The sequence below is a fragment of the Rhodococcus erythropolis R138 genome, assembly GCF_000696675.2.
Classification (GTDB): Bacteria; Actinomycetota; Actinomycetes; order Mycobacteriales; family Mycobacteriaceae; genus Rhodococcus_F; species Rhodococcus_F erythropolis.
In genome coordinates this window covers 5,478,196-5,500,403 of sequence record NZ_CP007255.1, presented here as the reverse complement: position 1 = coordinate 5,500,403, position 22,208 = coordinate 5,478,196, and the positions used below count along the sequence as shown (strand labels likewise).

Here is a 22,208-nt window from a genome sequence, read left to right as displayed (position 1 = left end):
TCAGGAAGTTCGACCAGGTTCAGGTGAGAAGCGAGATCATCGACGCCACGTCTGACGGTTCTACGTCGTAACCCGGGAAGTAGGAGCACACTTCGTCGGCATGCTCGCCGAACCGGCGCCGAATCTCGGCTGCACACTCTTCGGGGGTGCCGACGACGGCGAGTGTGGTCAGCATCGGATCGGTGATCAGTGATGCCATGTCGGCGTAACCACCTCGCTTCGACAGGGCATTGAGTTCCGGTTGGACCTCGCCCCACCCTTCGACGTCGAGCACCGGACGGTATGCGGGCGTCGAACCGTAGAACGAGAGCAGGGCTCTGACGCCTCGGGCGGCCGCGGCAAGTTGATCGTCGCCGCGGCCGACGCCGACGATGACCTGCGGGATGATCGTGAATTCGTCTCGGGTGCGGCCGGATTCACGGAGGCCGGCATCGACGGCCGGAAGTGTTCGTTCGAGGAAATGGCGTTGCGTGTGGAACGGCATGACCAGGAGTCCGTCGGCCACCTCCGCCGCCGTCCGGGTCATCACCGGTCCGAGCGCACCCATCAGGATGGGCGGCGGTCCATAGGGATTGGGGCCTGGATCGAACGTCGGGGGCATCAGAGTGTGGGTGAAGAACTCGCCGCGGAAGTTCAGCGTCGAGGTGTTCTCCCACGCCGTGAAGATCGCCTTGACCGCTGCGACCGTCTCCTTCATGCGGGCCGCTGGACGCGACCACGTTGCGCTGTAGCGTTTTTCGATGTGTGGTTTGATCTGCGATCCGAGACCGAGGCGAAAGTGGCCGCGACTGAGCAACTGTAGGTCGTTGGCCGAATGCGCCAGATGCATGGGACTGCGGGGGAATGCGATGGCGACGTTGGTCATCAGGTCGAGGTCGACGGCCGATGCCGCTTCGACGAGCGGGAAGAACACGTCGTGTGGTCCCTCGAAGGTGAACAGGCCACCGGCGCCGGTCTCCGCGAGTTCACGGCTGCGAGCAGCGCCCGCGCCCGGCGCGGAGTCGAGTTGTACGTGAACCTTCATCGGCGTACTCGCAGCCAGGTGCTGACACCGGGAGCGAACGGAGCGATCGCCGCCACTGCTACAAGGACGCAGTAGAGAATCGGACCCCATCTCAGAACTCCGGCGCCGATATCCGCAGCGCCGTCGACCAGAGACATGAAGCCGAGCCCGGCCGCGATGCTGAGGGCTCCGACGATCGCCGTCATCACCCGCCCGGCGTTCTTGCGGGCACGGAGGAGTTGAAGGCTCATGAGTGCGAGCAGGATCAGGACGAGAGCGCCGCCGCCACTGCCGGCCAGGACGACCGTCACGGCATCGGAGATATCGGTGGACGAGTATCCGGGATTGTCGCGCGCAGTCGATTCTTCGAGGGCTGACCGGACGTCGTCGAGGCTGGTGACTACCACTCCGGCGATACCGGCCAGGACGACGAACGAGCCGATCCAGGCAGAGGTGGACAAGGTCACGGCCTTGGGCATCTCGTCGTTCGCTGCAGGTCGGAGCGGCCGAACCGAGACGTCGGGTCGCTCGGGTGCGGGGCGCGCCGGCGCCGGTCGAGCAGGTCGAACGGGAGAATTGTCGGGATCGGTCACCGGCCGATCGTAGCCATTCGGAGAGATTCGGAAGTGATGTGGCGCACTTTTTCGGCTTTTCGGAGAAGGCGGGAACAAATCTACGTGGGCTGTAGTTGACCATTTCGACAAGCTTGAGCGCCCTCGGCTCAACTTCAAGTTGACTCCCGGCCACGGTCGGAGGCAAACTTGAGCGGAGGACGCTCACCAAGCGAAAAACTCGCGGTCATGTTCGAGATCAACCACTCGGGCAGAGAACCGCAGAACGAAAGGTAGGAACACTATGGCTCGTGCAGTCGGTATCGATCTCGGTACGACCAACTCGGTAGTTGCAGTGCTGGAGGGCGGCGAGCCCGTAGTGGTCGCCAACGCCGAAGGCTCACGTACCACCCCCTCGGTGGTCGCATTTGCCAAGAACGGCGAGGTTCTCGTCGGTCAGCCCGCGAAGAACCAGGCAGTCACGAACGTCGACCGCACCCTCCGCTCCGTCAAGCGCCACATCGGCACTGACTGGAACGTGGAAATCGACGGCAAGAAGTACACGCCGCAGGAAATCAGCGCCCGCACGCTGATGAAGCTCAAGCGTGACGCGGAGGCTTACCTCGGCGAAGACATCACCGACGCCGTCATCACCGTCCCCGCATACTTCGAGGACGCACAGCGTCAGGCAACCAAGGAAGCCGGCCAGATCGCCGGCCTCAACGTCCTTCGTATCGTCAACGAGCCCACCGCGGCTGCACTGGCATACGGACTGGACAAGGGTGACACCGAGCAGACCATTCTGGTCTTCGACCTCGGTGGCGGCACCTTCGACGTCTCCCTGCTCGAAATCGGCGACGGCGTCGTCGAGGTTCGCGCAACCTCCGGTGACAACCACCTCGGTGGCGACGACTGGGACGAGCGCGTCGTCGCTTGGCTGGTCGACAAGTTCAAGGCTCAGAACGGCATCGATCTGACCAAGGACAAGATGGCCCTGCAGCGTCTGCGTGAGGCTGCGGAGAAGGCGAAGATCGAGCTCTCCAGCTCGCAGAGCACCTCCATCAACCTCCCGTACATCACGGTCGACGCGGACAAGAACCCGCTCTTCCTGGACGAGCAGCTCTCCCGCAGCGAGTTCCAGAAGATCACCTCGGACCTGCTCGATCGCACCCGTGCGCCGTTCCAGGCAGTGATCAAGGACAGCGGAATCGCCGTCAAGGACATCGACCATGTCGTGCTCGTCGGTGGCTCCACCCGTATGCCGGCAGTCTCCGATCTGGTTCGTGAACTGACCGGTGGCCGTGAGCCCAACAAGGGTGTCAACCCGGACGAGGTCGTCGCAGTCGGCGCCGCACTCCAGGCCGGCGTGCTCAAGGGCGAGGTCAAGGACGTTCTGCTCCTCGACGTCACGCCGCTTTCCCTCGGTATCGAAACCAAGGGTGGCGTGATGACCAAGCTCATCGAGCGCAACACCACCATCCCCACGAAGCGTTCCGAGACCTTCACCACCGCTGACGACAATCAGCCTTCGGTGCAGATCCAGGTCTTCCAGGGTGAGCGCGAAATCGCTTCGCACAACAAGCTGCTCGGCTCCTTCGAGCTCACCGATCTGCCGCCCGCCCCGCGTGGCGTTCCGCAGATCGAGGTCACCTTCGACATCGACGCCAACGGCATCGTGCACGTGACGGCGAAGGACAAGGGCACCGGCAAGGAAAACACGATCAAGATCCAGGACGGCTCCGGTCTGTCCAAGGAAGAGATCGAGCGCATGGTCAAGGACGCCGAGGCTCACGCCGAGGAAGACAAGGCACGTCGCGAAGAGGCAGAGGTCCGCAACCAGGCCGAGTCGCTGGTCCACCAGACGGAGAAGTTCGTCAAGGAGCAGCGTGAAGGTGAGAACGCGGGCAAGGTCTCCGAGGAGATCCTGACCAAGGTCGAGGCAGCGGTCAAGGACGTCAACGACGCCCTGGCAGGCACCGACATCGCTGCAGTGAAGACCGCAGTGGAGAAGCTGGGCACCGAGTCGCAGGCTCTGGGCCAGGCCATCTACGAGGCTTCCGCTGCAAACGAGGCCGGAAACACCGACGGCGCAGGCAATGACGACGACGTCGTCGACGCCGAGGTTGTCGACGAGCCCACCGACTCGGACAAGAAGTGACCTCGGACAACTCCGAGAACAACCCGGTCGACCCCGAGACCGGTGCACAGGGAGAGGCGGCGGGGGAATCCCTGCCGCCGCTCGACTCGGAAGACACAGGGGTAGTTCAGGAAGCAGAGTCGATCGTGGAGGAAGCATCCGCCACCGATCAGCTCGCCGAACGAACTGCGGATCTGCAGCGACTTCAGGCGGAGTTCACCAACTACCGTCGTCGCGTCGAGCGTGACAAGCAGGTCATCAAGGAAACCGCGCGCGCTTCGGTCATCACCGAACTCATCGGAATCCTCGACGACCTGGATCGCGCTCGGGCACACGGTGACCTCGAATCAGGTCCACTGCGTGCACTCGCGGACAAGCTCAACACGACCCTGACGGGTCTGGGTTTGACCGACTTCGGTAACGAGGGCGACGATTTCGATCCCGCACTCCACGAAGCGGTGCAGCATGAAGGCGAAGGCCACGACCCCGTACTCGGGACGGTCATGCGCAAGGGTTACAAGCTCGGCGACCGGGTCCTTCGGACCGCAATGGTGGCCGTGACGGACCGGGTAGGCGACAAGCCTGCAGACGGTTCAGAACAAGAAGCGAAGTAAGAGTGAGAGGAGGAGACGCCCAGTGAGTCAACGGGAGTGGATCGAGAAGGACTTCTACAAGGAGCTGGGCGTCTCGTCCACCGCGACGGCCGACGAAATCAAGAAGGCGTATCGCAAGCTGGCCCGGGATCTTCATCCCGACGCCAACCCTGACGATGCGAAGGCCGAAGAGCGTTTCAAGTCCGTCAGTGAAGCTCATGCCGTTCTGTCTGATCCGGACAAGCGCAAGGAGTACGACGAGGCCAGGCGCCTCTTTGCCAGCGGAGGCTTCGGTCCCCGTGCGCAAGGTGGCGGTGGATTCAACCCCGGCGCTGGTGGTTTCGACATCAACGACCTGTTCGGCGGCGGTGCCGGCGGGCAGGACTCGGGTCTCGGAGACATCTTCGGCGGGTTGTTCAATCGCGGGGGAGCGGGCCAGCGCACCGCTGCGCCCAACCGCCCGCGTCGAGGCAAGGACCTCGAGACCGAGACGACGCTCGCCTTCCGCGAAGCGGCGCTCGGTGTCACCGTCCCACTTCGTCTGACCAGCCCGACGTCGTGCACCACGTGTCACGGCAGCGGCGCAAAGCCGGGCACCAGCCCGCGAGTGTGCCCGCATTGCAACGGAACCGGCGTGGTCAGCCGCAACCAGGGCGCATTCGGATTCAGTGAGCCGTGTGACGACTGCCGGGGAACCGGCTCGATCATCGACTCGCCTTGCGAGGACTGCCACGGTAGCGGCGTCACCAACCGGACACGGACCATCACGGTTCGCGTGCCGGCAGGCGTGAGCGACGGTCAGAAAATCAGACTCAAGGGCAAGGGCGAAGCGGGTCTCCGCGGAGCTCCGGCGGGTGACCTGTTCGTCAACATCCGCGTCAAGCCGGACAATGTCTTCGGCCGTAACGGCGACGATCTGACGCTGACGGTTCCGGTGAGCTACGGCGAACTGGTGCTCGGGACGACACTGTCCGTGCCGACCCTGGACGGCCGTGTCGGAGTGAAGGTTCCGGCCGGAACGGTGGACGGACGCATTCTGCGAGTTCGCGGACGCGGCATCCCCAAGCGTCCCGAGGGGGCCGGCGACCTTCTGGTCACCGTCAAGGTATCCGTCCCGCAGAAGTTGGACGACCCGGCGATCGAAGCGCTGAAGACCTATCTCGAAGCCGAGAAGGCGAGCGGGTTCGATCCACGGGCCGGGTGGGCCGGTGCATGATGACCGAACGACCGCAGAATCAATGGGATGCGACGGTCGATCCTGACGCCCAGATCTTCGTGATCTCGGTGGCAGCCGAGTTGGCCGGCATGCATGCGCAGACCTTGCGTAACTACGATCGACTCGGTTTGGTCACCCCTCACCGAACCACTGGTGGCGGACGACGCTACTCCCCGCGTGATGTTGCGCTTCTGCGTGAAGTGCAACGGCTTTCGCAGGACGAGGGCGTCAACCTCGCCGGAATCAAACGGATCATCGAACTGACCAACCAGGTCGAGGCTCTGCAGCATCGCGTCCGCGAACTGGCCGAGGAAATCGCGAAAGTCCATGCGGGCTATCGCCGGGACCTCGTTCCGATTCCACGCAACAACGCGTTGGTGGTTTGGAAGCCACGAAACCAGCGATAGTTCAGACCTTTACGCAAACGGCTCCACGCCCTGCTCGGATTCACCTCATCGAATCCCGCAGGGCGTGGGGCCGTTTTGGCGTTTCCACCCAGCGGGAATCGGTCTGTCGAGGCCGCCCGAATATGCATAGCGTCCGCTTCCATGACTCCTCTTTTGTGCGTTTGACGTTATCCAGATCACATTCTATGCTCCAACCCAAGCAACTGCTTGCTAGATCATCAAGCGGGTGCTTGGTTGGCTGGTGCTCGAAATCAGGCGTTCCCACCGGCCGATCCTTCTTTCGTCAGGTATTCGCCTGACGTTCGGTGCATACATGTGTTCTAGGAGTGCAGACATGAATCGTCGGCCCATTCTTGTTGCGGCAGTTGCCGTGACGGCTCTGGCTCTCGCGGGGTGTAGTGGTTCTTCGGAGTCCGAAGGTGGCGCGGATTCGCCGTACCGCGTCCTGCTGACCGGCGGGATCAGTGCGCAGGGTGTTCTCGCGGCGAACTCGCAGACTTCCCTGCTGGCCACGAAGGCCGGCGTTCAGGTCCAGAACGAGGCCGGGGGCATCGGCGGCCGTCAGATCGAGCTCACCACTGTGGACGACGCGGGTGATGCAACCATCGCCGTCACCAAGCTGCGCGAAGCCATCAACTCGGGGAACAAGCCTGACCTCTACCTCAACTCGGGTCCTTCGTCGATCGCGGCTGCGGTTCTCCCGATCCTCAAGCAGAACAACATCCTCTCGCTGAGCATGGCGCCTTCTCCCGATTCCACGGACCCCTCGAAGTTCCCGCTGAACTTCGACCTGGCTCCGGGCGCGACCGACACCGCTCGCGGCATCTCCGAGTATGCAAAGACCAAGGGCTACAGCAGCGTCGGAGTCCTGCACGGTAGTACCGCTTACGGTGAACTCTTCGGCGAGGAGATGACCGGTGCGCTCGAGAAGGTCGGTCTGAAGGCTGCCGGCAACGAAGAATACGACGCCGCTGCTCTGGACATGACGGCGCAGTTGCAGTCCCTCAAGAATGCCGGTGCAACGGCAATCGCGTTGGACGCGTACGGCGCCCCGCTCGGATACGTGTTGCAGAGCCTGGAGCGACTCGGCTGGGACGTGCCGTTGATCGGCAACACGTCGGTCTCTGCCACCAACCTCATCGCCAATGATCCGCCCGCCGGCGTGCTCGGCACCCCGCAGGTGAAGAACCTGGTGACGCAGGTGTTCACCAGCACGGTGTTCGATCCGAACAACGCGCTCGTCAACACGATGGTGGACACGATGGCGTCGCTGGGCTCGATCCCGTCGACGCTGATCCTCGCGGACAACTACGACGCATTCCCCCTCGTCGCGGCAGCAGCGGAGAAGGTCGGCAGTTCGACCGATCCGAAGAAGCTCGCCGAAGCACTGGAAACCGCAGAGGTTCAGGAGAATGCCAAGACCGCATTCCTCTCGCGCTACAACTTCAGCTCTGACAACCACGGCCCGAACCCGGATACCAGTGAGCTGAAGTTCATCAGCCCGACGAAGATCCTCAACGGTCAGTTCGGAAACCCGGCTGCGTCATGACCATTCTGTGGTCCGGATTGGCGCTCGGCGCGGTCTACGTGCTGGTTGCCATCGGGTACAACATCGTTTTCGTTTCCTCCAACACGTTCAACTTCGCTCAAGCTCAGCTGATGATGGTGGGCACTTTCGTCGCCTACTCGGGTCTCGTGACCCTGAAACTTCCCGTTCTCGTGGTGGCCGTCATGGCAACCGTGACCGTGATGCTCCTCGCCTCGGTCGAGGAGATCGTCGCGATCAGACCGGTGGCCGATCACCAGAACCAGCTGGTCACCACGCTTGGCGTTGCCACGCTGCTCAATGGTGCAACTCAATTGATTTGGGGTAGTGAACCTCTCACGGTTCCGTTCTTCGGATCGAACGAACCGATCACCCTACTCGGCGGCCGTACCTACCCGGTGGAGATCGCTCTGCTTGTTGCGGCGATCGCACTGGTCATCGGGTTGAGTTACGTCTCGAAGAAGACCATGACGGGTCTGGCTCTGATCGGCATCTCCGAGGATCGTGAAGCGGCGATGCTGCGAGGAGTCAATGTACGACGGTTGGCGCTGGGTGCGTTTGCCTTCTCGGGTGCATTGGCCGGTGTCCTCGGACTCCTTGTCGGCCCCAAGACGTTTGCAGTTGCGACGTTGGGTGCCGCGCTGGCCCTCAAGGGATTCGTGGCGTTGGCGATCGGCGGGTTCGGCTCTCTGCCAGGCGCTTTGATCGGCGGCCTGACCGTCGGCCTGGTGGAATCGTTCACCGCCCTGTGGGCGGGAAGTCAGTACAGCAATATCGCCGTCTTCACGGTGCTGATCATCATCTTGATGGTCAAACCTGCCGGCTTGTTCGGCAACGTCCGAGAACGGGTGGTGTGAAATGGTAAGCGCGTGGCGGACTTTCCGTTCCCTTCCGAGCTGGATCATCCCGCTGGTCCTGGCGGTAGTGATCTTGCTGCTGCCCGTGATGGGGCTCGACCTGTCGACATCACGGCAGATTCAATTGGCCTGCATCCTGGCGCTTGTGGTCAGCGGCCTGAACCTGAGCCTCGGCTTTGCCGGTGAACTGGCGCTCGGCCAGGCCGCGATGTACGCGGCGGGTGCATACACCGCGGGTCTGATGTCCCAGGCCGGTCACACCGACATTCTGGTCCAGCTCGCTGCGGCCGGTGCCGTGGCATTGGGCGTCGGCATCTTGACCGGCGTTCCCGGTCTGCGACTGGGCAATTGGTCCCTGGCGATGACGTCGTTCTTCCTGGTCCTGCTGGTACCGGACGTACTGGCGATCTTCGGCGGCAAGACCGGCGGCCGAAACGGCCTCACCGGTATGGAGCCACCGACGCTCTTCGGCTCCGAACTCGACACCCAGCAGTACTACATGGTGGTTGTCGTGGTCACCGTCCTCTGGTTCGCGGTGATGCGCAACCTGGTGGTCTCGCGCCACGGCATCGCGTTCCGCACGCTCAAGCAGTCGCCGGTGCTGGCGTCGTCGCAGGGTGTGTCGGTGTTCCGGATGAAACTGCTCGGCTATGCGATCGGTGCGTTCCCGGCCGGCCTGGCGGGTGCGTTGTTCGCCAATACCGACCTGTTCATCTCGCCGGAAGCCTTCGGGTTCACCTTTGCCACAGCGGTTCTGGCGGCATCCATTCTGGGCGGTGCGGCAAGTGTGTACGGCGCCGTAGTCGGTGCCGCGATCATGCAGCTCGGTCCCAACCAGTCGACGGCATTTCAGGAATACTCGCTGATCTTCTACGGGGGCTTCCTGATCATCGGCGGTGTGCTGCTCTCGGGTGGTCTGACCAAGGTCGGGCGAGCGATCGTCTCGAAACTCGATCGCAAGGCCGGCCTGGGCGTAGTCACCGCAAAGGAAAACAGCGGCGGAACACCGGAGCTGGCGCCGATCAACGGCGCACGGTTGGTGGTCGACGGAGTGTCCAAGGCATTCGGTGGCAACCAGGCACTCAATGCGGCAACCCTGACCGCAGAGGCCGGTAAGGTCACCGCGTTGATCGGGCCCAACGGTTCGGGTAAGACGACCATGCTCAACATGATCTGCGGCTTCTACACCGCGGACGCCGGCGTGATCACAATCGGTGACACGGTGGTCTCGCAGTCGTCGCCGCACAAGGTGGCGCGCGTGGGGGTGGCGCGCACGTTCCAAACTCCGACGATTCCGGAGAACATCACGGTTCTGGAAGCTGTTGCATCCGGACGGTATTCGGTGCACCGCGCGTCGATGGCGTCGGCTGTGCTTCGCCTGCCCAGCTTCCGCAGGATCGCGAAGGCCGACATCGTCGAGGCCGAGCGTGTTCTCGAGCTCGTGGGGATGTCGCACCTGCGCAACGAGATCGCGACGTCGCTGCCCCTGGGGATGCGTCGCATGCTCGAAGTTGCTCGCGCCGTCATCGCCGAGCCGAGGGTCGTACTCTTCGACGAGGTTGCGTCCGGACTCGACGAGGACGAACTCGAACGCCTGGCGGACCTGATCCGGGTACTGCGAGATGCCGGGGCCACAGTGGTGTTGGTGGAGCACAACTTCCGCCTCGTCCTCTCGCTGGCCGACGAGATAGTCGTGCTGGCGCAAGGGCAGGTGATCGCCACCGGCGATGCGGCAACCATCGAACATCACCCACGCGTCTTGAGCGAATACCTCGGAGTCAAGTCCGGTGACGAAGAAGCACTTCTCGAAGAAATCGGCGCGGTAGACCATCAGACCAGCGAGGTGAAGTGATGGAACCGATTCTGAAGGTCCGTAACCTGCAGACCGGGTACGGCGATCTGCGCGTCGTCTGGGATGTCTCGTTCGACGTCTATCCCGGTCAGGTGACCGCCCTGCTCGGACGCAACGGCGCAGGCAAGACGAGCACGCTCCGTGCCCTGTCCGGCCTCAACAAGGTGGCCTCCGGAACCGTCGAAATGGACGGTGCCGACATCACCGGAGTTCCCGCCCACAAGCGGGTGCGGCAGGGGATGGCGTACGTGCAGGAGGGCAAGCGGGTCTTCCACAAGCAGACCGTCGAGCAGAACCTCCTGCTGGGCGGGTACACCCGCAAGGCAAAGCGCGGCGAGCTTATGGAATCCGTCGAGTCCATGTACGAGATGTTCCCGATCCTGGGGGAGAAGCGTTCGCTTCCCGCCGGTTCCATGTCGGGCGGTCAGCAGCAGATGCTCGCGATCGGCGCAGCGCTGATGGCGCAGCCTAGGTTGCTCCTTCTCGACGAACCTTCGGGCGGTCTCGCTCCCGTGATCGTCGGTGAGGTGATGGACCGCGTCCAGCAGCTCAAAGAAACCGGCCTGGCTGTTCTGTTGGTGGAGCAGGCAGTGGAGGCCGCGATGAGCGTCGCCGATCACGTGACGGTCCTCGACATCGGCAAGGTGGTCCTCGACGCCGACGCCAAGGACATCGACGACCTGGCAGTGCTCAAGGACGCGTACTTCGGACGCATCTGATCTGCACCGATGTCACTTCAGCCCGGCCACCTCGGCCGGGCTGAAGTTGTTTTCCCGCTCCGTGGCACGGGGGCTGGCCAGCTCTGGACCATCGATCTACCGTCCAGCAAACAACCCCTGCGAGAGGCAAACTTGATGACTGCTCCCGACGTGCTCGCCCCGGCAAAGCTGGGCCCGGTGACCTTGCGAAATCGAATCATCAAGTCCGCGACATTCGAAGGCAAAACTCCCGACGCCCTGGTCACCGACGAGCTGATCGAGTTCCATCGCCGCCCGGCAGCCGGCGGAGTCGGGATGTCCACCGTCGCGTATTGCGCCGTCGCACCGGAAGGGCGCACCGAATACGGCCAGCTGTGGATGCGGCCCGATGCCCTCCCCGGACTGCGACGACTCACCGATGCCATTCACGCCGAAGGGGCAGCAGCATCGGCGCAGCTCGGGCACGCCGGCCCCGTCGCGAATCAGAAGTCGACCGGACTGCCCGCGCTGGCACCGTCGAGTTCGTTCAATCCGTTGAGCATGAGGATGATTCGCACTGCCACCACAGCGGACATCACCAGAATTGCGGCCGCGCACGGGAGCGCTGCGCGACTTGCCGTCGAGGCAGGATTCGACGCCGTCGAGATCCACTTCGGCCACAACTATTTCGCGAGCTCGTTCCTGAGCCCGAAACTCAACCGTCGTAAGGACTCCTACGGCGGATCGCTCGAGAATCGGGCTCGCGTCGTACTCGAAACTGCACGCAGTGTGCGCGATGCCGTCGGCGACAAGATCGCGATCTTGGCCAAGCTGAACATGGACGACGGTGTGCCAGGCGGATTCTGGGTGGACGAAGCAATCCAGGTGGCGCAGTGGCTCGAAGCATCCGGAAGCGTCGACGCGCTCGAGTTGACGATGGGTAGCTCACTGCTCAACCCGATGTACCTGTTCAAGGGCGATGCGCCGATCCGCGAGTTCGCCGCCGCGATGCCGCAACCTGTTCGACTCGGTGTGCAGTTGGTGGGCAAGAGCATGTTGCATACCTATCCGTACAAGCCGCTGTTCATGCTGGAAGAGGCTCGGCAGATCCGTGCTGCGGTGAAGTTGCCGCTCGTGCTGCTCGGAGGTGTCACGGACAAAGCGGGCATGGATACCGCAATGGCGGAAGGGTTCGAGTTCGTCGCCATGGCACGGGCACTGCTCAGAGAACCGGATCTGATCAATCGGATCGCAGCCGAATCCGATACCCAATCACTGTGCATCCACTGCAACAAGTGCATGCCCACGATCTTCAGTGGCGCCCGCTGCGTGTTGGTCGAACGCGTCTGAGCTGGTCAGCGCACACCACGTCCCGACATCCATGCGGATACCGGGTCGTGGGCCGTAGCGGATCAAGTTCGTGGTCGCATCAACGCTCGGTTCAGTTCTGCGTGAAGACGTCGTAGGAGGCGTTCATCGTGGGGTAGCCGGTGGCCATGTAGTCGGTGAGGATGACGTGCGTCGGGTCGCCGATGATGCGGGTCCCATCGAGGGTGGGGTTGCCGGCGTAGTTGTTGGCCGCCATGACGGTCTGGACTCCGTCGGCGACGTTGTAGGTGACGTCGACACCGATGCCGCGCGGATCGCTGCTGTAGGCGGTGACGATTTCGGTCGTGTGCGGAGCCAAGTAGGAGCGGGGGCCGTTGATCCACTGTCCGTAGGGGTTGGACGCGCTGTCCAGCAGCATCGGGTTGTCGGTGTTGTTGGTGATGGTCATGGCAACCGTCGGGCCGTCCGTCGGCATGGTGCCGGCGTTGGCGACCGCCGCGGTTCCCAGTGCGGTTCCGCCGAGAGCGAGGGCGATCGCGGTGACTGCTACGAAGCGAGTGGTGTTGGTACGCATGATGTCTGCTCCTGGGCTGGTGTGTGGTTGCCGTTCTCGGCGATGAATCAATCTTGTCGCGAATCAGGGCTGCTGTATGTCCGCCGACGGGGCCGTGGCGGGGTTGAATCGCGTGTCCCCCGATCGGGGGAGGCGCAAGTGCTCGCATTGCTGGTACGGGCGTGAGAAAGTGAGCAATGCGAGAAGGCACGAAGCCGGTGGTCGGCAAGGTTTCCGTGGTGGTCGGCGACGATCACCCGTTGTTTCGTGAGGGCGTGGTTCGGGCCCTGACCGGCAGTGACCGCATCGACGTTCTGGGCGAGGCCGACGACGGCGCAGCTGCGCTCGCAATGATTCGGGAATTACGCCCGAAGGTGGCGCTGATCGATTTCCGGATGCCGCACCTGGACGGGACCCAGGTGGCAGCAGCAGTGGTTCGAGACGAGTTGCCGACCAGGGTGCTCCTGCTCAGTGCTCACGACGAATCGTCCGTCGTGTATCAGGCTCTGCAGGCGGGTGCTGCCGGATTCCTGCCGAAGGAATCCACCCGGGCCGAGATCGTGAGCGCCGTGCTCGACTGCGCCGCGGGCCGAGATGTGTTGCCGCCCAGCATCGCTGCCGGACTGGTAGGCGAGGTGCGTCGCCGTAGCGAGCCGTCCGGCCCGACTCTCAGCGCCCGTGAGCGTGAAGTTCTCGGATTGATCGCACAGGGCGCCAGTATCCCCACCATCGCCTCCCAGCTCTTTCTTGCGCCTTCGACCGTCAAAACCCACGTGCAGCGCCTCTACGAGAAACTCGGAGTCAACGATCGAGGCGCCGCCGTCGCCGCCGCGATGCGGCAGGGTCTGTTGGAGTGAACGGGAGTCACCGCAGTACGTACGTGACGTTCATGGCCGGGTAACCCGAGGTCATCGTCACCGTGACGTCGTGGCCGTCGGGGGCGTACGTTCCGCCGGCATCTGCCCTGGTCTTCGAGTTGGTGGCGCTGAAGACAAACACTCCACCGTCGTCGGAGCGGTACGTCAGCACGACGGGAAAGTCGTTCTGATTCTTGCTCGTGGCGACCACGTTGACGTTCATGTTCGGCAGGATGTAGTCGGCCGGCGGGACGATCCAGTCACCGTTCGGATTGGATGCGTCGACCAGATACAGGGCCCCGAAGCCCGAATTGCTGATCATCGCCGTCGTGACGGAAGTGTCGGTTATCGACTTCACAGCGTTCGCCCCGGCGGCGCGGGCGACCAGAGCTGCCATGCTGAGGCCGGAGAAGGAAATTGCTTCGGGTCGAATTGTGTTGGTAGCCATGATGTTTCTCCTCGATTTGTCGGTCTCGGTGACCGTGTGTTTCGGTGATGAGACAACTATGGCCCCGAAATCCCTTCGGGTCTGTCCACCTACGGGTCCGAGTGCTGGATGACATCGGTGTCCCCCGATCGGTGGACAAACCCGTACGGGCCCGCCCACCCAGTGTCATGGGGTGGAGGCTCCGCCCACCCAGTGTCATGGGGTGGAGGCTCCGCCCACCCAGCGGGAGAACCCGTTCCTCTACCAACCAGTCCACTCGTAGCGTGACCACCATGACCGATCCTGACTTCTCCACCGCACCACTCGACGTCGTAGTCATCGGCGCCGGCGTCGCTGGCATGTACGCCATGCACCGACTTCGCGAGCAGGGGCTGCGTGTCCACGGCTTCGAGGCGGGCTCCGGAGTGGGCGGCACGTGGTATTTCAACCGCTACCCCGGCGCACGCTGCGACGTCGAGAGTTTCGACTACTCCTACTCGTTCTCCGAAGAGCTCCAACAGGATTGGGACTGGAGCGAGAAGTACGCCGCGCAACCGGAGATCCTCTCGTACCTCGATCACGTGGCTGATCGCTTCGACCTACGCACTGGCTTCACCTTCGACACACGCGTTCTGAGCGCACAGTTCGACGAGGGTACTGCCACGTGGCGAGTACAGACCGACGGCGGTCACGACGTCACCTCACGCTTCGTCGTGTGCGCCACGGGCAGCCTCTCGACCGCGAACGTTCCGAACATTGCGGGCCGTGAGACCTTCGGTGGCGAGGTGTTCCACACCGGTTTCTGGCCGCACGAGGGCGTCGACTTCACCGGCAAACGCGTCGGCGTGATCGGCACCGGATCCTCGGGCATCCAATCCATTCCGCTGATCGCCGAGCAGGCCGATCATCTCTACGTTTTCCAGCGGTCCGCGAATTACAGTGTGCCGGCAGGAAACACGCCTCTCGATGACAAGCGCCGCGCCGAGATCAAGGCCGGCTACGCAGAGCGTCGAGCGCTGTCCAAGCGCAGTGGCGGTGGATCGCCGTTCGTTTCGGATCCTCGCAGCGCCCTCGAGGTCTCGGAGGCCGAGAGAATCGCGGCATACGAGGAGCGTTGGAAGCTCGGCGGTGTCCTGTTCGCCAAGACCTTCGCAGACCAGACGAGCAACATCGAGGCCAACGGGACAGCGGCAGCGTTTGCCGAACGCAAGATCCGCTCGGAAGTCCAGGATCAGGCGATCGCCGACCTGCTCATTCCGAACGACCACCCCATCGGAACCAAGCGGATTGTCACGGACACGAACTACTACCAGAGCTACAACCGTGACAACGTCAGCCTGGTAGATCTCAAGTCCGCACCGATCGAGGCGATCGACGAGGCTGGAATCAAGACGGCCGATGCGCACTACGAACTGGATGCGCTGGTGTTCGCCACCGGGTTCGACGCGATGACGGGAGCGCTCGATCGCATCGAGATCCGCGGCCGCAATGGCGAGACGTTGCGCGAGAACTGGCATGCGGGTCCAAGGACGTATCTAGGCCTCGGAGTACACGGGTTCCCCAACCTGTTCATCGTCACCGGGCCGGGTAGCCCGAGTGTGCTGTCCAACATGATTCTCGCTGCCGAGCAGCACGTGGACTGGATCGCGGGCGCGATCAACCACCTCGATTCGGCGGGCATCGACACCATCGAACCGAGTGCCGAAGCCGTGGACAACTGGCTCGACGAATGCTCACGCCGGGCGTCGGCGACGCTGTTTCCATCCGCGAACTCCTGGTACATGGGAGCCAACATTCCGGGAAAGCCGAGGATATTCATGCCATTCATCGGAGGATTCGGTCTCTACTCCGACATCTGTGCAGACGTGGCAGCCGCGGGATACCGAGGCTTCGAACTGAACAGTGCGGTGCACGCATGAGTCGCCTCGAGGGTCTCCGCATACTCGTGACAGGTGCGGCCGGCGGGATGGGCCGCTCACACTGCGAGCGTCTCGCCGACGAAGGCGCGTCCGTGATCGCGTTGGATGTCGTGCAGGCAAAGTCCGAGCTGGAGGAGACCGCCCAGGCGGTACGCGAGCGTGGAGGCGTGGCGGTCACCGGCGTCGCGGACATTCGTGACTTCGAAGATCTCGCCGCGGTAGTCGCCGATTGTGTCGCCGAACTCGGCGGGTTGGACGTCGTCGTCGCGAATGCAGGCGTGTACGACACGCCGGGACCGTCGTGGACCATCGATCCTGCAGTGTGGAACCGCTCGCTCGACGTCAATCTGACTGGGGCGTGGCACACCGTCAAGGCCTGTGTTCCGCACTTCGGCGACGGTGGATCCGTCGTTCTGGTCAGCTCGACAGCGGGAATCAAAGGTATTGCCGGAGCGAGTCATTACAGCGCCGCCAAGCACGCCGTGGTGGGCCTGGCCAGAACGCTGGCCAACGAGTTGGGCGCGGAGGGTATTCGCGTCAACTCCGTGCATCCGGGTTCGGTACGTACCCCGATGATCATCAACGAGCGAGTGTTCGCGAACCTGTGCCCGGACATCGAGAATCCCACGGAAGCAGACGCCGCTGCAGTACTGAGCGCACGCAACCTGTTACCTGTTCCCTGGGTCGATCCGGTGGATGTCAGCAATGCCGTCCTGTTTCTCGCATCCGCGGAGTCCCGCTACATGACCGGCTGTCAGTTGGTGGTCGACGCCGGCCTGACCCAGAAAGTGTGAATTGATGACTTCTCGATTGGAAGGCAAGATCGCGCTGATCACGGGTGCGGCACGAGGAATCGGCAGGGCTCAGGCCGTGCGATTCGCCGAAGAAGGTGCGGACATCATCGCGATCGACGTGTGCGCGTCGTTGGAAACGACAGTCACCCCGCCCGCGTCGGAATCCGATCTCGCCGAGACGGTAGCCCAGATCGAGGCACTGGGGCGAAAGGTCGAATCTGCGGTAGTGGACGTTCGGGATCTCGAGGCACTACGCAGCGCGGTGGACTCGGGGGTCGAAGCGCTCGGCGGACTCGACATCGTGTGCGCTACAGCTGGTATCACGTCCTCCGACGGGGCTCTGACGATGTCGGAAACGATGTGGCAGACCATGTTGGACGTGAACCTGACCGGGGTGTGGCACACCACGACGGTTGCGGCGCCGCACTTGATCGCGCGAGGTGGGGGATCGATGACACTCACCAGTTCCATCGCCGGACTGCGGGGGCTGGTCGGAGTTGCGCACTACACCGCAGCCAAGCATGGAGTCGTTGGTCTGATGCGTTCGCTGGCAAAGGAATTGGCGCCGCACAACGTGCGGGTCAACACCGTTCATCCCACCAACGTCGACACTCTGATGATTCAGAACCCGTTGGTGCGCGGCAAGTTCCGCCCCGATCTCGAGAACCCGACGCGCGAGGAATTCGCTGCGGCCGCGATGACGATGAACATGCTTGCCATTCCGTGGATCGAACCGGTGGACGTAGCGAATGCGGCACTGTTCCTGTCCTCCGACGAGGCCCGCTACATCACGTCGGTCGCCCTGCCGGTGGATGCGGGGAGTTCGTCCCGCTGAAGTTTTGAATAGCGGAGTTATGTCACGCTGAGATCTGCCACGGTGTGTAGCGTCGGGTTCAACTGACCGAAAGGCGCACACCGTGGCGGAACGACGCTATCTGGAAGTTACCGTCGGGACCAACATCGTCATGGTCCTCGACCACCGCACGGTGGAGGTCTTCGACCGCACCGCCGCGAGCACGAGCGAAGTGGCTCGCTGGCATGTCGAACACATTGCGGTGAAGGCGAAACCGTCGAAATCGGGATTGAAACTCACCATTGGAAACCGGCTCGCCGACGACACCATCGCGATAGCGGGTCCACGGGCATCGCTCACCGTTCCGCCGGAGAACGAAGCCGCCGTCGTCGCGTTCTTCGACGAGGTCAAGGCCGCTCGGATGTGACTCAGTCGCCCGCTGTCGCGCGCGCGGCAGCATGGGCGCCGGCAACACGACCGAACGCGAAGGCGTCGGCAATATGGAATCCACCGTCCTTCGCCGCGCTGTAGGTGGAACTCACTGCGCCCGCCGCATACAGCCCCGGAATCGGGCTACCGGCGGTGTCGAGGACGCGGGAATGACCGTCGCGGCGCGGCCCACCGCTACTCCATCCCAGCAGTGGCGGCCCGGAGACGGCGTAGAACGGAGCGGTTGCCACCGGGGCCAAAGTTTCCGGGTTGCGGCCGAAGGAATGGTCTACGCCGTCCGCGCACGCCTCGTTGTAGCGGTGCACGCTCGTTTCCACGACGGCGGGGTCCAAGCCGAGCTTCCCGGCGAGTTCGGCAAGCGTGTCCGCTTTGACGATCCAACCCTTGTCGATCTCGGCTTGATTGTCCGAACTCCACTCGTACCCTTCGTCGAGGACCATGTGTCCGACGGGCAGTACGTCGCGACCGGGGCTCAGCTGCCCGGCCAACCTCATCGTCTCGTCGAACACTATGTTCATCGGTTGTACCGGAAAGTGTTGGTAGGAACCCTCTCTGAACACATGACCGTGCCGCATTTCGGCTGACTCGTCGGTGAAGCGTCGACCTTCCCGGCTGAGGAACACATAGTTGTGCGCGTTCCACAGTGCGAGGAAGAATCCAGTCGGATTTTCGAGGTCGCCGGGGATTCCCGTAATGGTCATCATGTTGTTCATGTGCCACAGATCCGCGCCCACTGCCTGTGCCATCCGGTGGCCGTCGCCTGTTGCCGAAGGTGAGCCCCAGATCTTCGGATTCTCCAGGCGTAGGTAATCGCGCACCATGGCCGGATTTGCTTCGAAACCTCCGGTGGCAAGGATGACACCTCGGCGCGCATGGATCTGCGAAGTTTGTTCACCCGAACGGATCTCGACTCCGGTCACCGATCCGGATTCATCCGTCAAGAGTCTGGTGGCTTCGGTGTCGAAAAGAGTTGTGATGCCGCGTTCAGCGAGAGCGGAAACGAGGAAGCGGTAGAGAAGTTCATTGCCCATCTTCCCTTCGATGGTATCCATCCCTGCGTAACAAGAACTTCCGTCGAGTTCGCCGTACTCCGCCGTGGAATGGAAATCGCCGGTCATCGCTACAGTTGCACCCAGACTGCGGAGCCAGTCGGACAGTCCTTGCGTATTCTCTGCCCAGGCGTCGATGACGTCGTCGGCAACGGTGAACGTTCCGTTCAACGAACGCAGGAAGGTGCGGGCGGCGGCAGGGTCCTGGTTGACGAACCATCCACTGCCGGACAGTCGAGTGTTGCCGCCCGCGGTATCGCGTCCACTCTTCTCCAGAATCACCACCGACGCGCCGTCAGCGTGTGCTTGGAGTGCGGCGGCGGATCCGGCAGCGCCCGATCCGATGACAATGACATCGACGTTGTTGTCCATGTCACAAAGCTATGGTCGGATGGTGGCGCCTCATACGTGCCTTCCCGGTGAGCGAGAGAAGGCCTGTTCCGGACAGTCGCCTGAGGATCAGTGGGTGCCCTCAAGTACTCAGCTGTTGGGTCTCGACTTGAATAGCTGGACCGCACTGAGTGTTGCGACAATCGGCCAACACACAACGGCGATCCATACACTGGTTGAACGCTCGCCTTGAACGAGATCGTAAATTGCGAGGGCAGTCAGCAGAATCCCGATCCCGAATGCGATCCAGTTCAGAGTTCTGATGCGGGAGGCAGTTGGTGACGTCATTGAGAAACCCTACGCGACTTCTCGCGACCGTTCGGGAGAATTCCCAGGCAGGGAGGGATGGCGGAATACGAGTATCGCTCGCGATCTCGACGCGATATCAGGAGTGGATGCGCGGCATGCCCGGGTCGGAGTTGTCGATGACGCAGTCGGCTCGGGTCCAGGGTTTTGCAGCGGCGAAGTAAAGCCGTTGCCCGCCCACATATCTGTTCATCGAAGGATGATCCGGATCCGCGTTCGTTCCGTCGCGAAGGTTCATTCGCCGCGCGGTCTCCTCGAAGGGCACATCGAGAAAGATCGAATAGTCCCATCGTTCGGCGAGTTCGTCTCGATGCAGGAAGAGTCCTTCGACAAGGACGATCGCTCCATCGGCTGCATGCAGGTACGCGTCGCTGTCCCGCCGTTGTCGGTACCTTCTGCTCCCGCCCGGCCCCAACGGATCGAGAACATGTCGTTCGAGCGCGTCGTAGTCATAGCTGTCGAGCCAGAAGCCTTCCGGTGATTGCCGACCTCTACGATGACGAATCTCCGGCGGATTCAGAAAGTCATCGACGTGAATCACGATGGCGGGGCGTGCATTCAGCTGCGCTGTAAGGCTTTTCGCGAATGTCGTCTTGCCGCTCCCATCGACACCGTCGATCGCGACGAGAGGCGAGCCGCGCAACGCGGATATTTCGGCGGCTAAGGTTTCGAAGACCGACGCAGTGCTCATCGATCAATTCCTACAGCACTCGCAGCGACACGAAGAGGCCCCGTGTCGTACAGGATTCGGTGACCGTCTTCGAGAACACGTCGAGTGCCCGCGTCGAGCGGAACGTCCGCCCAGCTCTCGCTCGCGAAATTCAGCTCGACGAGGAGCCCGGACTGCAGGCGGAAACGCCGCTCTCGGACTGGCCCCCAGTTCGCGGCGCGGACGAACCGCGCGTCGGGACGGAGCCGCACGAACCAGTCTTCATTTGCGAGCGCGTTCGCGTCGTCGGCCAGGATCATCAGATCAAGATCACTCGCCATACGCTCCGCGCCGCGCGCGTAGGACCCGACCAGCGCTACAGCCTTGACTCCGTCGTGTTCACCGGCCCATTGTTCGACGTCGACGAGCAAAGCGTTGACCGCGCGCCTGCGTCCTTTCAATCGTGCTGACATACCGGCATCATTCCCCACCGTCACGGCTGTCCGTGGCTTCGCTGGTACCTCTATCCTGGAACTGTCAGTGATGAACCAGGGGAGGGATGCGAATGTCCAAGGAAGTATCGGCAGGTCTGGCTGTTGGTGCGATGGTCCTTGTTGCAGGCTTGATCTGGACTGGGTTTCCGCTCGACGCATATTCGGTTGTCGCCGTGATTTTTGCAATCTGCGGTGGATTCATCACCTGGATCTACCTGCGCGAGAACGTAGATGGCGTCCCACACACAGCGACGAAAGAAGGCAGTCGATGAAGGCAATCATCGTGTGTACCTCTGTCTCCCATGGCAATACGAAGCGTATCGCCGACGTCATCGGAGAAGTTCTCGATGCTCGCGTGGTCGAGCCCGGTGACATCGACGCCGCGCAGCTCGCTGACTACGACCTAGTGGGCTTCGGCTCCGGCATCTACCTGCGCTCGTACCACGAAGATCTACGCTCGTTCATCGAGGCACTCCCCGAAGAACGGCGATCCAAGGCTTTTGTCTTCGCCACCAGTGGTTTTCCCGACAAGGGGATTCATCGCTTCTCGCGTCCACTGGTTCAGCTGCTCGAGCAGAAGGGCTTCGATGTGGTCGCAGCCTTCTCGTCCCGTGCGTGGGATACGTATTTTCCGTTCAAGCCGTTCGGCGGTATCCGGAAGGGGCGGCCGAACGCCGACGACTTGGAATCGGCGCGCACGTTCGCCGAAGTCCTACGCGGTAGCGTTCAGGACAGCTTGCCCGGCACCGGGTAGCTGCGCAGGCTCATCTCCAGCTCGCCGGCGTCGGCAAGGTCGTTGATCGTCTGACGCAGAGCGCCACACGTCCGCTGAGCGTTGGCTCGACCGTTCTCACGCCCCAGTTCCGGGCACACCACTTGCGACTCTTCGAGCCATTGGACGCTGGTGTGCGCTTCGCTGTATTTCTCGACCAGAACGCGGTTTCCGCAGTTCCGACAGCTGACCTGACGCATTAGCGTGCAATCAGATCGGCCGGTGACCAGAACGCGCGCATGCTCGTGATCTTGGCGTCCGCGTCGAAAGTCATGACGTCGATCGGTTCGACCTCGTAGACCTGATCGCCCACCGGTGTGACGACGCGGAAGTGGAAGGCCGCGCTGGATCCGCTCACCCGCAAGGTGAGAAGCTCCGTCTCTTGCGAACCGCCCTCGAGAGCGCCGTAGAACTCGGTGATCGCCGCTTTGCCGACACGGGGTTCGCTGCCGACCGGGTCTTCGAGTGTCGCGTTCTCGGCGTAGAGGGCGGCGATGTCCGCTGACGATCCGCGAGCCACGGCGTCGAGGTAGGTGGTAACCGTCGCCGTGATCGCGGCCGTGGTGTCTGGTTCGAGAGTGGTCATC

25 protein-coding genes are annotated in these 22,208 nt (G+C 62.7%); 16 read left to right on the top strand and 9 right to left on the bottom strand.

Features of this window, described 5'->3' with window-relative positions:
• Positions 1 to 19: 19 nt before the first annotated feature.
• Entirely contained in the window at positions 20 to 1,024 is a 1,005-nt protein-coding gene (locus H351_RS25265) for a TIGR03617 family F420-dependent LLM class oxidoreductase (protein WP_029254727.1), read from the bottom strand.
• The gene (locus H351_RS25260) at positions 1,021 to 1,596 is read right to left on the bottom strand and encodes a hypothetical protein (RefSeq protein WP_019749383.1); all 576 of its coding nucleotides are present in this window, start codon (positions 1,594 to 1,596) and stop codon (positions 1,021 to 1,023) included. The genes H351_RS25265 and H351_RS25260 overlap by 4 nt, the downstream gene beginning before the upstream one ends.
• Before the next feature lie 262 nt (positions 1,597 to 1,858).
• Between H351_RS25260 and dnaK the strand changes: the two genes are divergently transcribed.
• From dnaK to H351_RS25215, 9 genes are all read left to right on the top strand, one after another.
• Positions 1,859 to 3,712, top strand: a complete 1,854-nt coding sequence (dnaK, locus tag H351_RS25255; RefSeq protein ID WP_019749384.1) for a molecular chaperone DnaK — start codon at positions 1,859 to 1,861, stop codon at positions 3,710 to 3,712.
• Positions 3,709 to 4,305, top strand: coding sequence for a nucleotide exchange factor GrpE (grpE, locus tag H351_RS25250; RefSeq protein WP_019749385.1), 597 nt, complete (start codon positions 3,709 to 3,711; stop codon positions 4,303 to 4,305). The genes dnaK and grpE overlap by 4 nt, the downstream gene beginning before the upstream one ends.
• 22 nt (positions 4,306 to 4,327) lie before the next feature.
• A complete protein-coding gene (dnaJ, locus tag H351_RS25245) occupies positions 4,328 to 5,500 on the top strand; it encodes a molecular chaperone DnaJ (protein WP_019749386.1) in 1,173 nt (390 codons plus the stop codon).
• On the top strand, positions 5,497 to 5,907 hold the full coding sequence (locus H351_RS25240) for a heat shock protein transcriptional repressor HspR (RefSeq protein ID WP_003944355.1): 411 nt from the start codon (positions 5,497 to 5,499) through the stop codon (positions 5,905 to 5,907). The genes dnaJ and H351_RS25240 overlap by 4 nt, the downstream gene beginning before the upstream one ends.
• Before the next feature lie 334 nt (positions 5,908 to 6,241).
• Positions 6,242 to 7,456: an ABC transporter substrate-binding protein gene (locus tag H351_RS25235; protein WP_019749387.1), complete on the top strand. Its 1,215-nt coding sequence runs from the start codon at positions 6,242 to 6,244 to the stop codon at positions 7,454 to 7,456.
• A complete protein-coding gene (locus H351_RS25230; RefSeq protein WP_029254728.1) occupies positions 7,453 to 8,310 on the top strand; it encodes a branched-chain amino acid ABC transporter permease in 858 nt (285 codons plus the stop codon). Before H351_RS25235 ends, H351_RS25230 begins: the two co-directional genes overlap by 4 nt.
• A 1-nt stretch (position 8,311) precedes the next feature.
• Entirely contained in the window at positions 8,312 to 10,162 is a 1,851-nt protein-coding gene (locus H351_RS25225) for a branched-chain amino acid ABC transporter ATP-binding protein/permease (RefSeq protein WP_029254729.1), read from the top strand.
• Positions 10,162 to 10,881, top strand: coding sequence for an ABC transporter ATP-binding protein (locus H351_RS25220; protein WP_029254730.1), 720 nt, complete (start codon positions 10,162 to 10,164; stop codon positions 10,879 to 10,881). The genes H351_RS25225 and H351_RS25220 overlap by 1 nt, the downstream gene beginning before the upstream one ends.
• A 132-nt stretch (positions 10,882 to 11,013) precedes the next feature.
• Entirely contained in the window at positions 11,014 to 12,189 is a 1,176-nt protein-coding gene (locus tag H351_RS25215; RefSeq protein ID WP_029254731.1) for an NADH:flavin oxidoreductase, read from the top strand.
• 91 nt (positions 12,190 to 12,280) lie between these two features.
• Here the strand turns inward: H351_RS25215 and H351_RS25210 are convergent, their stop codons facing one another.
• Positions 12,281 to 12,742 (bottom strand): hypothetical protein, encoded by a 462-nt coding sequence (locus H351_RS25210; protein WP_019749392.1) that lies wholly within the window; start codon positions 12,740 to 12,742, stop codon positions 12,281 to 12,283.
• A gap of 176 nt (positions 12,743 to 12,918) precedes the next feature.
• Here H351_RS25210 and H351_RS25205 point away from each other — a divergent pair, with 176 nt between their 5' ends.
• A complete protein-coding gene (locus H351_RS25205) occupies positions 12,919 to 13,578 on the top strand; it encodes a response regulator (RefSeq protein WP_019749393.1) in 660 nt (219 codons plus the stop codon).
• Positions 13,579 to 13,585: 7 nt separating this feature from the next.
• Here H351_RS25205 and H351_RS25200 read toward each other — a convergent pair whose 3' ends face one another.
• A complete protein-coding gene (locus tag H351_RS25200) occupies positions 13,586 to 14,026 on the bottom strand; it encodes a hypothetical protein (protein ID WP_019749394.1) in 441 nt (146 codons plus the stop codon).
• A gap of 272 nt (positions 14,027 to 14,298) precedes the next feature.
• On the opposite strand from H351_RS25200, the gene H351_RS25195 reads away from it, so the two are divergent.
• The 4 genes from H351_RS25195 (at position 14,299) to H351_RS25180 (ending at position 17,938) form a co-directional block, all read left to right on the top strand.
• Complete coding sequence (locus H351_RS25195; RefSeq protein ID WP_029254732.1) at positions 14,299 to 15,924, top strand: flavin-containing monooxygenase; 1,626 nt, start codon at positions 14,299 to 14,301, stop codon at positions 15,922 to 15,924.
• Positions 15,921 to 16,718 carry a mycofactocin-coupled SDR family oxidoreductase gene (locus H351_RS25190; RefSeq protein WP_029254733.1) on the top strand — a complete coding sequence of 266 codons (798 nt, stop codon included), beginning with the start codon at positions 15,921 to 15,923 and terminating at the stop codon, positions 16,716 to 16,718. Before H351_RS25195 ends, H351_RS25190 begins: the two co-directional genes overlap by 4 nt.
• Before the next feature lie 4 nt (positions 16,719 to 16,722).
• Positions 16,723 to 17,553, top strand: coding sequence for a mycofactocin-coupled SDR family oxidoreductase (locus H351_RS25185; RefSeq protein ID WP_029254734.1), 831 nt, complete (start codon positions 16,723 to 16,725; stop codon positions 17,551 to 17,553).
• 82 nt (positions 17,554 to 17,635) lie between these two features.
• Positions 17,636 to 17,938 carry a hypothetical protein gene (locus H351_RS25180; RefSeq protein ID WP_029254735.1) on the top strand — a complete coding sequence of 101 codons (303 nt, stop codon included), beginning with the start codon at positions 17,636 to 17,638 and terminating at the stop codon, positions 17,936 to 17,938.
• 1 nt (position 17,939) lies between these two features.
• On the opposite strand, the gene H351_RS25175 is transcribed toward H351_RS25180, so the two are convergent.
• From H351_RS25175 to H351_RS25160, 3 genes are all read right to left on the bottom strand, one after another.
• A complete protein-coding gene (locus tag H351_RS25175; RefSeq protein ID WP_029254736.1) occupies positions 17,940 to 19,382 on the bottom strand; it encodes an FAD-dependent oxidoreductase in 1,443 nt (480 codons plus the stop codon).
• Between the two features lie 403 nt (positions 19,383 to 19,785).
• Complete coding sequence (locus H351_RS25165) at positions 19,786 to 20,397, bottom strand: AAA family ATPase (RefSeq protein ID WP_029254737.1); 612 nt, start codon at positions 20,395 to 20,397, stop codon at positions 19,786 to 19,788.
• Entirely contained in the window at positions 20,394 to 20,828 is a 435-nt protein-coding gene (locus tag H351_RS25160; protein WP_029254738.1) for a nucleotidyltransferase domain-containing protein, read from the bottom strand. Before H351_RS25160 ends, H351_RS25165 begins: the two co-directional genes overlap by 4 nt.
• 92 nt (positions 20,829 to 20,920) lie before the next feature.
• Here H351_RS25160 and H351_RS25155 point away from each other — a divergent pair, with 92 nt between their 5' ends.
• Positions 20,921 to 21,121, top strand: a complete 201-nt coding sequence (locus H351_RS25155) for a hypothetical protein (protein ID WP_021334256.1) — start codon at positions 20,921 to 20,923, stop codon at positions 21,119 to 21,121.
• A complete protein-coding gene (locus H351_RS25150; protein WP_020906614.1) occupies positions 21,118 to 21,603 on the top strand; it encodes a flavodoxin family protein in 486 nt (161 codons plus the stop codon). The genes H351_RS25155 and H351_RS25150 overlap by 4 nt, the downstream gene beginning before the upstream one ends.
• Here the strand turns inward: H351_RS25150 and H351_RS25145 are convergent.
• Positions 21,576 to 21,821 (bottom strand): hypothetical protein, encoded by a 246-nt coding sequence (locus H351_RS25145; protein WP_020906615.1) that lies wholly within the window; start codon positions 21,819 to 21,821, stop codon positions 21,576 to 21,578. The genes H351_RS25150 and H351_RS25145 overlap by 28 nt on opposite strands.
• Positions 21,821 to 22,207, bottom strand: coding sequence for a nuclear transport factor 2 family protein (locus H351_RS25140; RefSeq protein WP_020906616.1), 387 nt, complete (start codon positions 22,205 to 22,207; stop codon positions 21,821 to 21,823). The genes H351_RS25145 and H351_RS25140 overlap by 1 nt, the downstream gene beginning before the upstream one ends.
• Position 22,208: the final 1 nt, after the last annotated feature.

What these genes read in the sequence shown, in the direction of transcription:
- H351_RS25220 (WP_029254730.1), top strand. Translation starts at nt 10,162, where the DNA reads ATGGAACCGATTCTGAAGGTCCGTAACCTGCAGACCGGGTACGGCGAT.
- dnaK (WP_019749384.1), top strand. Translation starts at nt 1,859, where the DNA reads ATGGCTCGTGCAGTCGGTATCGATCTCGGTACGACCAACTCGGTAGTT.
- H351_RS25240 (WP_003944355.1), top strand. Translation starts at nt 5,497, where the DNA reads ATGATGACCGAACGACCGCAGAATCAATGGGATGCGACGGTCGATCCT.
- H351_RS25230 (WP_029254728.1), top strand. Translation starts at nt 7,453, where the DNA reads ATGACCATTCTGTGGTCCGGATTGGCGCTCGGCGCGGTCTACGTGCTG.
- H351_RS25205 (WP_019749393.1), top strand. Translation starts at nt 12,919, where the DNA reads ATGCGAGAAGGCACGAAGCCGGTGGTCGGCAAGGTTTCCGTGGTGGTC.
- H351_RS25210 (WP_019749392.1), bottom strand. Translation starts at nt 12,742, where the DNA reads ATGCGTACCAACACCACTCGCTTCGTAGCAGTCACCGCGATCGCCCTC.
- H351_RS25200 (WP_019749394.1), bottom strand. Translation starts at nt 14,026, where the DNA reads ATGGCTACCAACACAATTCGACCCGAAGCAATTTCCTTCTCCGGCCTC.
- H351_RS25195 (WP_029254732.1), top strand. Translation starts at nt 14,299, where the DNA reads ATGACCGATCCTGACTTCTCCACCGCACCACTCGACGTCGTAGTCATC.
- H351_RS25185 (WP_029254734.1), top strand. Translation starts at nt 16,723, where the DNA reads ATGACTTCTCGATTGGAAGGCAAGATCGCGCTGATCACGGGTGCGGCA.
- H351_RS25175 (WP_029254736.1), bottom strand. Translation starts at nt 19,382, where the DNA reads ATGGACAACAACGTCGATGTCATTGTCATCGGATCGGGCGCTGCCGGA.
- H351_RS25145 (WP_020906615.1), bottom strand. Translation starts at nt 21,821, where the DNA reads ATGCGTCAGGTCAGCTGTCGGAACTGCGGAAACCGCGTTCTGGTCGAG.
- H351_RS25225 (WP_029254729.1), top strand. Translation starts at nt 8,312, where the DNA reads ATGGTAAGCGCGTGGCGGACTTTCCGTTCCCTTCCGAGCTGGATCATC.
- H351_RS25150 (WP_020906614.1), top strand. Translation starts at nt 21,118, where the DNA reads ATGAAGGCAATCATCGTGTGTACCTCTGTCTCCCATGGCAATACGAAG.
- H351_RS25140 (WP_020906616.1), bottom strand. Translation starts at nt 22,207, where the DNA reads ATGACCACTCTCGAACCAGACACCACGGCCGCGATCACGGCGACGGTT.
- H351_RS25160 (WP_029254738.1), bottom strand. Translation starts at nt 20,828, where the DNA reads ATGTCAGCACGATTGAAAGGACGCAGGCGCGCGGTCAACGCTTTGCTC.
- H351_RS25265 (WP_029254727.1), bottom strand. Translation starts at nt 1,024, where the DNA reads ATGAAGGTTCACGTACAACTCGACTCCGCGCCGGGCGCGGGCGCTGCT.
- H351_RS25165 (WP_029254737.1), bottom strand. Translation starts at nt 20,397, where the DNA reads ATGAGCACTGCGTCGGTCTTCGAAACCTTAGCCGCCGAAATATCCGCG.
- H351_RS25155 (WP_021334256.1), top strand. Translation starts at nt 20,921, where the DNA reads ATGTCCAAGGAAGTATCGGCAGGTCTGGCTGTTGGTGCGATGGTCCTT.
- H351_RS25190 (WP_029254733.1), top strand. Translation starts at nt 15,921, where the DNA reads ATGAGTCGCCTCGAGGGTCTCCGCATACTCGTGACAGGTGCGGCCGGC.
- H351_RS25235 (WP_019749387.1), top strand. Translation starts at nt 6,242, where the DNA reads ATGAATCGTCGGCCCATTCTTGTTGCGGCAGTTGCCGTGACGGCTCTG.